This is a genomic window from Pelovirga sp. (assembly GCF_059864205.1).
The window spans coordinates 21,310-30,520 of the sequence record NZ_JCBCBS010000151.1 but is presented as its reverse complement, the minus strand read 5'-3'; the positions used below and the strand labels follow the sequence as shown (position 1 = coordinate 30,520).

Annotated in this window: 8 protein-coding genes and 4 tRNA genes; 2 read left to right on the top strand and 10 right to left on the bottom strand. The window is 55.3% G+C overall.

From position 1 onward, the window contains the following. The 10 genes from AC6F7T_RS09715 to ispG form a co-directional block, all read right to left on the bottom strand. Positions 1 to 139, bottom strand: a 139-nt coding sequence (locus tag AC6F7T_RS09715) for a GTP-binding protein (protein ID WP_500718319.1), incomplete at its 3' end; no start/stop codon positions are given. 127 nt (positions 140 to 266) lie between these two features. Further along, a tRNA-Thr gene (locus AC6F7T_RS09710) sits at positions 267 to 342 on the bottom strand. A 43-nt stretch (positions 343 to 385) separates the two neighbouring features. Next, a tRNA-Gly gene (locus AC6F7T_RS09705) sits at positions 386 to 462 on the bottom strand. Between the two features lie 115 nt (positions 463 to 577). After that, a tRNA-Tyr gene (locus AC6F7T_RS09700) sits at positions 578 to 662 on the bottom strand. A 53-nt stretch (positions 663 to 715) separates the two neighbouring features. Beyond that, positions 716 to 791: transfer RNA gene (locus tag AC6F7T_RS09695), tRNA-Thr, on the bottom strand. Positions 792 to 1,109: 318 nt separating this feature from the next. Next, positions 1,110 to 1,856: a 23S rRNA (guanosine(2251)-2'-O)-methyltransferase RlmB gene (gene rlmB, locus AC6F7T_RS09690; protein WP_500718313.1), complete on the bottom strand. Its 747-nt coding sequence runs from the start codon at positions 1,854 to 1,856 to the stop codon at positions 1,110 to 1,112. Continuing rightward, a complete protein-coding gene (pyrF, locus tag AC6F7T_RS09685) occupies positions 1,856 to 2,587 on the bottom strand; it encodes an orotidine-5'-phosphate decarboxylase (protein ID WP_500718311.1) in 732 nt (243 codons plus the stop codon). Before pyrF ends, rlmB begins: the two co-directional genes overlap by 1 nt. Next, the gene (locus AC6F7T_RS09680) at positions 2,584 to 3,813 is read right to left on the bottom strand and encodes a DUF4388 domain-containing protein (protein ID WP_500718308.1); all 1,230 of its coding nucleotides are present in this window, start codon (positions 3,811 to 3,813) and stop codon (positions 2,584 to 2,586) included. The genes pyrF and AC6F7T_RS09680 overlap by 4 nt, the downstream gene beginning before the upstream one ends. Positions 3,814 to 3,819: 6 nt before the next feature. After that, positions 3,820 to 5,571, bottom strand: coding sequence for a proline--tRNA ligase (locus AC6F7T_RS09675; protein ID WP_500718306.1), 1,752 nt, complete (start codon positions 5,569 to 5,571; stop codon positions 3,820 to 3,822). Positions 5,572 to 5,700: 129 nt separating this feature from the next. After that, on the bottom strand, positions 5,701 to 6,798 hold the full coding sequence (ispG, locus tag AC6F7T_RS09670) for a flavodoxin-dependent (E)-4-hydroxy-3-methylbut-2-enyl-diphosphate synthase (RefSeq protein ID WP_500718305.1): 1,098 nt from the start codon (positions 6,796 to 6,798) through the stop codon (positions 5,701 to 5,703). A 161-nt stretch (positions 6,799 to 6,959) separates the two neighbouring features. On the opposite strand from ispG, the gene rlmD reads away from it, so the two are divergent. Both rlmD and yedF read left to right on the top strand, forming a co-directional pair. After that, positions 6,960 to 8,339, top strand: coding sequence for a 23S rRNA (uracil(1939)-C(5))-methyltransferase RlmD (gene rlmD / locus AC6F7T_RS09665; RefSeq protein WP_500718302.1), 1,380 nt, complete (start codon positions 6,960 to 6,962; stop codon positions 8,337 to 8,339). Between the two features lie 277 nt (positions 8,340 to 8,616). Then, positions 8,617 to 9,210 carry a sulfurtransferase-like selenium metabolism protein YedF gene (gene yedF / locus AC6F7T_RS09660; RefSeq protein WP_500718301.1) on the top strand — a complete coding sequence of 198 codons (594 nt, stop codon included), beginning with the start codon at positions 8,617 to 8,619 and terminating at the stop codon, positions 9,208 to 9,210. Position 9,211 lies beyond the last annotated feature (1 nt).

Below are 9,211 nucleotides of genomic sequence, written 5' to 3'. Positions count from 1 at the left end.
CCTTGACTTCACCCTTACCCATCTTCTCAGCCAACACCTTGGTGATCGCTGCGGTCAGGGTCGTCTTGCCATGGTCAACGTGACCGATCGTTCCGACGTTAACATGCGGCTTTAACCGCTCAAATTTTGCCTTCGCCATTGGTAATTCCTCCTTGGTTTTCTTAACACCTGTTTGTAATAGAAAAAATACAGCTTACCGCAACCACGATGACGCCAATACCACCGAAGAATATGTTTGCGCCCTTACTGACTGAGCCTGAAAAAAGTGGAGCCCACAACCAGATTTGAACTGGTGACCTCATCCTTACCAAGGATGCGCTCTACCGACTGAGCTATGTGGGCCTGCCGATCAACCCTTTTTCTGCTGAAACATCAGAAAAATAAATGGAGCGGGAAACGGGACTCGAACCCGCGACCCTCAGCTTGGAAGGCTGACGCTCTAGCCAACTGAGCTATTCCCGCCCAAAAGTTACTGCTGATAAGCTTCATTGGACGCCAAATCCACTACTGTTCCAGTACATATGGCTTGACAGCCTCCTGGCACACAGTCATCGAACCCTTGTCCGGCAAGTTTAAATGGTGGAGGGGGGAGGATTCGAACCTCCGAAGTCTTCGACGTCAGATTTACAGTCTGATCCCTTTGGCCGCTCGGGAACCCCTCCAGGGGAACCTGCATTTGTTTATTTCATTGTCGGGCTTGCCCGTTGTTACCTAGTGGAGCTGGCGAGAGGAATTGAACCCCCAACCTACTGATTACAAGTCAGTTGCTCTACCGATTGAGCTACGCCAGCACAAGACGGGACTTATATACCAAATAAACTTCTAATGCAAGTAAAAAACCTCACAAAACCCCGACATATGTTCCGCACTGACAGCGCCGTCTTATAGAGCATCGGCCGGGATGATGTCAACAATAAAGGTATCTGTTCAGCACCGGGTCGGGAATCCTATGTCAAGGGACGCGATTGTTTCCCGTTGGGTCATCCATGACCGCTTTTTGTCGCCGTCCATGGCGACAAAAACCCTTGCCACAGGATCCAAAGGCCCTGCGCGAAGGACAGCAGCTGAATCATTATCATTAAAGAAACAAAACTTTCGCTGCAACCGGATCAGTGATGTTGTCGCCTCTGGCGCACGATCTCGAACAAGGCAATCCCGGCTGCGACCGAAGCATTAAGGGAACTCAGATGTCCGATCATGGGGATGGCCAACAGGGCATCGCAATGCTTACGGATGTTGGGACGCAAACCGCTCCCCTCGCTACCGACAACCAGAGCCACCGGTCCATTCAAGGAAGTAGCAAACAGGTCTTTTGCCGGCGCTTCTCCGGCCAATCCATAACACCAGATCCCTGCTTGTTTAAACTTTTCCAGGGTGCGTGCCAAATTAGTCACCTGGCATAAGGGTAGATGGGCCAAAGCACCGGCTGCAGCTTTTTCAACGACCGGGGTTACCGGACAGGCACGATCCTTGGCAACCACTACGCCATGACATCCGGCTCCTTCAGCACTGCGCACCAGAGCGCCGAAATTGTGCGGGTCGGTAATGCCGTCGAGGATCAGGAAAAAAGCGTCATTTCCAGCCTGCCCGGCGCGCGCGATCAACGCGTCCACAGAAACGTAGCAAAACGGCTCGAGCTTGAGCACAACCCCCTGATGACGATCATGGCCAATCAGACGAGAGAGATCATGGCGATCAACCTGGCGCACCGCAACCTGTTGTGTTGCTGCCTGCTGCCGTAACGATTCCAGGCGCTGCTGGCGGTGGTTTGCGGCCAATAACAGCTCCAGTGGTCGCCGACCGGCACCGGCAAGAGCCTCGGCGACCGGATTGATGCCGTAAAGATAATCCGCCATCAGCCCCCCAGCGCGGCACTGATTTCTGCGAGAATCTGCCCTGCCGCTGCCAGCGGGTCGGCGGCAGCAGAGATCGGTCGACCGATCACCAGTGCCGTAGCACCAGCGGCAATAGCGTCCGCCGGGGTCATGATGCGTTTCTGATCATCCTGAGCGGCAAACGCCGGGCGCACTCCTGGAGTCACAATGGCAAAGCCGTCACCGCAGGCGGCATGGATCAAGGCGGCTTCTTTAGGGGATGCCACCACGCCATCGCAACCGGCTGCTTGTGCCAGTCGGGCCAGACGCACCACCATGTCCTCCAGCGGTCGTTCAATGCCAATTTCCGTCAGCGTCGCCTGATCTGATGAAGTCAGAATCGTCACCGCAAGCATCTGCGGCCGCGGGCAGCCGACCTGACGACAATAGGCCTCTACTTCCGTCACGGCAGTACGCATCATTTGGGCACCACCCAAAGCGTGGACATTAAAAATCCGCACACCGAGCCGGGTTGCCTCAATTGCCGCCTTGGCAACGGTGTTGGGAATATCATGATATTTCAGATCAAGAAACACATCCGCGCCCTGGTCAACCACCATCTTCACCACCTCAGGACCACAGCGGGTAAACAGCTGTTTGCCGATCTTGAATACACCAACGTTGTCCTTGAGGGTTTGAACCCAGTAACGCGCCTGGTCAAAATCGTCAACATCCAGGGCAAAAATCAAACGGTCTTTGGCATTTTTGTTCATATATCTCTCCCGGCCAGAGCACGAGCCTGAATTGTACTCTCCTGAACACGTGAAATAAGGGGGCGTGCCTGGTCGGCACTTAACTGCTGCCTGATGGTCATACTTTTGAGATAGGCGACTTCCGCCAGGGAATCCACCAGCAATTTGGTTTTGTCGCGCAATTCGAGCCCGTCCAAGTTGGCCACCAGAAAATGGCCATCCAGAGTGCCGTCGACACGAAACACCACATCACGCAAAACAAAGGTGTAGGGTTGCGGCAGGATGCGTAATTCCAGTGCAATCTCTTCAAGGTACCCTGGATTAACCTGTTTCAGCGGGAGATGAATTTCGCGAAAGAGATTATTGTAAATGGTGAGGATCTGACCCAGCACCCCTTCGATTTCCGTTCCGGACGATTCATACATCCGCAACAGGTCGCGTTCGAGCAAATCGTAGAGGGTGCGGATACCGTCAAACTCCCGCACTGCCGACTTTCTGAACAGATCACGCGCTTTGAGTTGCCCGAAACTGGTGAGATTGAGCATCCGTGTTTCAGTTTCCGTCAAATTTCCAGCCTCTTTGCCGGTAGCACAAGGATAATAATCAAGGGAGATAATCTTCCGCATGAACTGGGCTTTTTCATCGAGTCGCCGCAGTCCTTCCATAATCATATTCTGGGTACTCATAGACAGGCGCACAATATCTTCCTGTTCAACCGCCTTGGCCTGAAAATAGAAAGCGCCACGCGCGGCACTGAACAGATTATAGACAATATTCTCCACTTCGCTGCGCGCCGCTGACCACAGATCCTTGGGCGTCACGGAGGCCTGTTCAACCAGCAATTTTCCCAGGGTCGTGACTTCAGTCACCTGCTGACGCAACTGCTCCAACTCCTGTCGTTCAATCTTACCGAGGGAAAAGAGCACCGAGCCGATATCTTCTGTCTCGAAGGTACTGGTGGCAAACACCACCTCGCCCTGTTGGAAATACAAGGATTTGCTCCCCCCATCGAGAAGAATATTGAGCACTCCACTCTTGCGGAACATATTGAAAAAGGACAGCAGATCCGGGATGGCCCCTTCTTCCAGGACACCGGCCAGCAGCACTGGAGCAGCAGCCTGAGGGTCTGCCAGCAACAGATGACCAGCAGAAGCCGAGAGCAGCTCCAGCGGTTTATCGGCAAGCAGCTGACAGACGGCGGGCGGCAGACCGTGCAGCCCACCCTTATCGACACGCAACTCCGTCATACCATTTCAGGCCCTGTTGCCGGCATCTGCACGTTCACCCTGGGCCTCAGCGGCGGCAGCAATATGCCGGGCCAAAACAGCGACAACCTCGCCCAGCGGCACCACAGTTTGTTCGCCGCTGGTTCTGATATTCAATTCAACAACCCCATCCTGCAACCCGCGCGCGCCAACCGTCACCCGCAACGGAATGCCCACCAGGTCGGCATCCTTGAACTTGATCCCCGGGCGTTCATCGCGATCGTCGAGCAGCACTTCAATCCCCACGTTCAGCAGTTGCGCATAGATCTCCTCGCTGGCCTGGCGCACCTGCTCATCCTTGGGGTTGAGCATAACCACCAGCGCCTGAAAAGGGGCCAGCGGTAGCGGCAGCTTCAAGCCGTGCTCATCATGATTCTGTTCAATTGCCGCCGCCACCGTCCGACCAACGCCGATGCCATAACAACCCATCACCAGCATCCGATGTTGCCCTTGATCATCCAGCACCGTGGCAGCCATGGTTTCAGAGTATTTGGTGCCGAGCTTGAACACGTGCCCCACCTCAATCCCCCGCCAACTTTCAAAGCGTCCGCCACTGCAACGCGGACAGGGATCGCCCTGTTCGGCGCGGCGCAGATCGGCAAACTGATCGATGGCAAAATCACGCGGATGACTGACACCGACATAATGTTTATCGGCGACATTACCACCTACGACGTAATCACTCATGGCGCGTACTTCGTTGTCTGCCAGCAGGCGAACATCAAGGCCGATGGGGCCGGCAAAACCGGCTGGAGCACTGGTCACGCGGCGGACAATCTCCTCCTCGGCGGGTAAAACCCAATCAACATCCAGCAGATTGGCGAGCTTGATGCTGTTCAGTTCACGATCACCACGCAGCAGAACGGCCACCACTTCTTCCGTTGAGGTCTGCAGAATCAGGGTTTTTACCAGCCTGGCTGCAGGCAGACCAAGAAAGTCGGCAACCTCCTTGATGGTTTTCTGCTGCGGGGTATCCACCAGCTGCAATTCCTGCCCGGGTGGGGACGGCACCTGCTCGCTCCACAACACCTCGGCTTTTTCAACATTGGCGGCGTACTCACAGGAATTGCAGGAAACGATGGCATCCTCCCCCGATTCGGCAAGAACCATAAATTCGTGGGAAAAACTGCCGCCGATGGCGCCGCTATCCGCCTCTACCGCGCGGAAGCGCAGGCCACAACGCTGGAAGATATTGCGATAGGCCTGATACATTTTCTGGTAAGACAGATCCGCACCGGCATCATCGAGATCAAAAGAATAGGCATCCTTCATGATGAATTCGCGCCCACGCATCAGACCAAAACGTGGACGGATCTCATCGCGAAACTTGGTTTGAATCTGATAAAGGTTAAGGGGCAGCTGGCGATAGGAGCGAACCGTATTGCGAACGATATCGGTCACCACTTCTTCGTGGGTTGGCCCCATGCAGAAATCCGCGCCCTTGCGGTCTTTAAAGCGCAGCAGCTCCTTGCCATATTTTTCCCAACGTCCCGATTCCAGCCACAACTCCGCCGGATTGGCCATCGGCATCAGACATTCGATGGCGCCGGCACGATTCATCTCTTCGCGGATGATCTGCTCCATTTTGCGAATGGAGCGCAACCCCAGAGGCATATAATTGTAGATACCGGCAGCGACCTTGCGAATCATGCCGGCACGCAACATCAGCTGGTGACTGATGACCTCGGCATCGGCAGGAACCTCTTTGAGCGTAGGCAGAAGATACTGGGAATAGCGCATGGTTTTTCCTGTTGATGAGATAAAAGTTGTTACCAAACCGGTTTGATTGCGCGGGTCCTTGCCCCGCTGACACCCCGACAATAAATAAACCGGAAAGCTAACCTGACGAAGTGGATAAATGCAAGCACCTTAAGCGTTACAGGAGCCGGGGTGGTTGTTTTTGGCTGATTGCCGTTCGGCAACCTCCTGCCAGGCGGCAGCCACCAGGGTATCGGCAAGGTCAGATTGGGGCACCTTGCACACCAGTTCACCGCGACGAAAAAGAATCCCCTGGTTATTACCACCGGCAATTCCCAGATCAGCTTCGCGTGCCTCACCGGGACCGTTGACGGCACACCCCATAACAGCAATTTTTAACGGCAGGGGAAGATCCTGCAGGCGCGCTTCAACCTCGTTGGCAATGGCAATCAAGTCAATCCGGCAACGTCCACAGGTCGGGCAGCTGATGAACACCGGCCCGCGTTGGCGCAGTTCGAGGCTTTTGAGAATTTCCCAGCCGACGCGGACCTCCGTCACCGGATCGCCGGTCAAGGAAACCCGCAGGGTAGCGCCGATCCCCTCACTGAGCAAAACCCCGAGCCCGATGGCGCTCTTGATGGTACCACTGAACAGCGTCCCGGCTTCAGTGATGCCGACATGCAGCGGATAATCAACCTGCTGCGCCAGCAAACGGTAGGCCGCCACGGTTCGCGCAATATCAGAAGCCTTGAGGCTGATTTTGATTTGCTCAAAAGACTCTTCTTCGAGCAGACGAATGTGCCCTAAAGCACTGTCCACCATGGCCGCAGCTGTAGCGTGGCCATGCTTGTGCAACAATTCCTTCTCCAGTGAGCCGGCGTTGACGCCGATACGGATCGGGATCTGCCGCTCCTGACAGGCGCGTACCACCTCGGCCACCTTCCAGCGCTCACCGATATTGCCGGGGTTGATGCGTAGACCGTCAATGCCGGCATCAATCGCCGCCAGGGCGAGGCGATAGTCAAAATGGATATCAGCCACCAGTGGCATACCGCAACCCTGGCGAATCTGCTTCAAAGCCCGTGCTGCATCGAGATCAGGTACCGCGCAACGGACTATCTCGCAGCCGGCCTGCTCGAGGGCCACAATCTGGTTCAGGGTGGCAGTCACATCCCGGGTATCAGTATTGCACATCGACTGCACACTGATCGGCGCATCACCACCAACCGCGAGCCCACCGAGTTTGATTTGACGTGTCTTGCGAGCCACGAAGGACCTCCGGAGTTAACAGACAAAAGTTCGTTGCGCAGTCTACCCCAACAGCAGACGGCAGACAACCAACAATGTTTGACAGCAACCACACACAAGAAGTAGTGTGCAGCCTGCATTCTCGTGTTTCTTCAACAAGGCAACGACGGCCAGATAAAACCATGAAAAAAGCCCCCGAAAAGAAAAAAATCACAGACCCGGAACTTGGCACCCTGAAGGTAACCCTGACCGGATTGGATAAGGAAGGGGTGGGCACTGTTCTGGAAGGAACCCGCACCCTCCTGGTTCAGGGCGCATTTCCTTCTGAGACGATCGTGGCAGAGGTTGAACATCGCGGCCGCACCCATATTTTCACCCGCCTGCTTAAAATACTGCGACGCTCGCCGTTACGTACCGCCCAACCCGGCTGTCCTCTCGAATTAAGCTGTCTGGGTTGCCCACTGATCAGTATGCAATATCAGGCGCAGCTGCAGTTCAAACAACAGCGGGTCGAACAGGCACTGGCTGCGCTGATTCCGGCTGAGAGCTTTTCTGCCCTGCCAGTGCTTCCCGCTGTCGACACCCTGGGTTATCGCACCAGCGTCAAACTGGTGTTTGCGCGCAAGCGGGAAAAACTGCTCCTTGGCCTCTACCGCCGCGGCAGCCATGATGTCGTCGATATTGCCGAGTGCCCGGTCCACCACCCACTGATCAACCGCATCGCCGCCATCGTCCGCGATGACGTGGCGCGGCAGCAGGTTTCTATCTATCAACCGCGCCATCAACGCGGCTTGTTGCGCTATCTGCTGATCCGGGTCAGCCCTGACAATAGCCGTGCCCTGGTGACCTTTGTCTGCCATGACCGTGATTATCAGGACCTCCCGAAACTTGCAAAAAAACTGGTCAAAAAGGTGCCCGAGGTGATTGGCGTTCACCAGAACATCAACAGTTCCAGCGGCAACGTGATCCTCGGCACCGAATCCATCAAGCTCCTCGGCCATCCTGACCTGATCGAACAGATTGGTGACATCAGGCTGCATATTGCCCCTGAATCCTTTTTCCAGGTCAACACGCGGCAGGCCGCAAGGATGTACGCCCTGATCACCGACTGGGCGGCGTTGACCGGCAAGGAAACAGTTGTTGACCTGTTCTGCGGCATCGGCGGCATTGCCCTGAGCCTGGCTAAAGGAGCACGCAGCGTGACCGGTATCGAGGTTGTCCCGGAAGCTGTGCGTAACGCCAAGGCCAATGCCGCCCTTAACAACCTGGGTAACTGTCGATTTGTTGCCGGCGATGCGCTGGCGGAGCTGCAACGGCTGGCCAGCAGCCCGGACCTGGTTACCGTCAACCCGCCGCGCAAGGGGTGCGGTGAAGAGCTGACCCGCCACCTCATCGCACTGCGCCCGGCGCAGATCATCTATATCTCCTGTGATCCCGACACCCTGGCTGCTGATCTAAAACAGCTGCTGGATGGCGGCTACCGGATCAAACGTCTGCAGGCAGTTGATATGTTTCCCCAGACCGCCCACATTGAAACCCTTGTTCAGCTGATATGTGCCTAACCGGCTGGTTGCAGCAATGAAGTTGCAAATCCGCTGATGTTTTCGTGCAAACGATGATGGCGGCGCAAAAACTCACCAACAACTGAGTTGCCGCCAGCGTCTCACCGCTGCGACGTACGCACGCCTCATTACTCAACAAAATGGCGCGCCTTATATTTGGTGCTTTGAGCCTAGCTATCCAACCTGATGCTTTTTGCAACGCCATCAACTATGGTAGTTTGTGTTTTACGATGAGTTCGTTTCAGTTTAAAACGATGCACCATTACAGGAGCCTTACATGTTAGAACTTGACTATCGGGGTTATGCCTGCCCCTACCCGGTTGTTGAAACGCGCAAACAGATTCTGGCCAATACCGGCAGGAAACTGATGGTCCTGGTTGATGACGACGTCTGCCGTGACAATGTCACCCGTCTCGCCCAAAAAATGGGTTATCAGACCTCGGCGGCAGCAACGGCTGACGGCTATCGGCTCGCACTGACTCCGCTGGAAATGCCGGCCGAAGCACCAGCTCCGACCCCACAAACCACGGCAGCAGGAGCGACGGTCATTTACTGTGGCAGTGATCGCATGGGCTCCGGTGACGATGCTTTTGGTCGGCTGCTGCTGAAAAATTTCCTGATGATCCAGTTAGAGATCGATCCACTGCCGGCGGCCATTCTGTTTGTCAACAGTGGTATTCATCTGGTTTGTGCAGGTTCCGAGGTTCTCGACACCCTTGTGGCACTTAAAACCGCGGGCGTTGATATCGCCAGCTGTGGCCTGTGCCTCGATTTTTACCACCGGAAAGATCAACTCAAGGTCGGGCGCATTACCAATATGCTCGATATCGTCGACATCCAACATCGGGCCGGACGCATTATTTCCCCCTGAT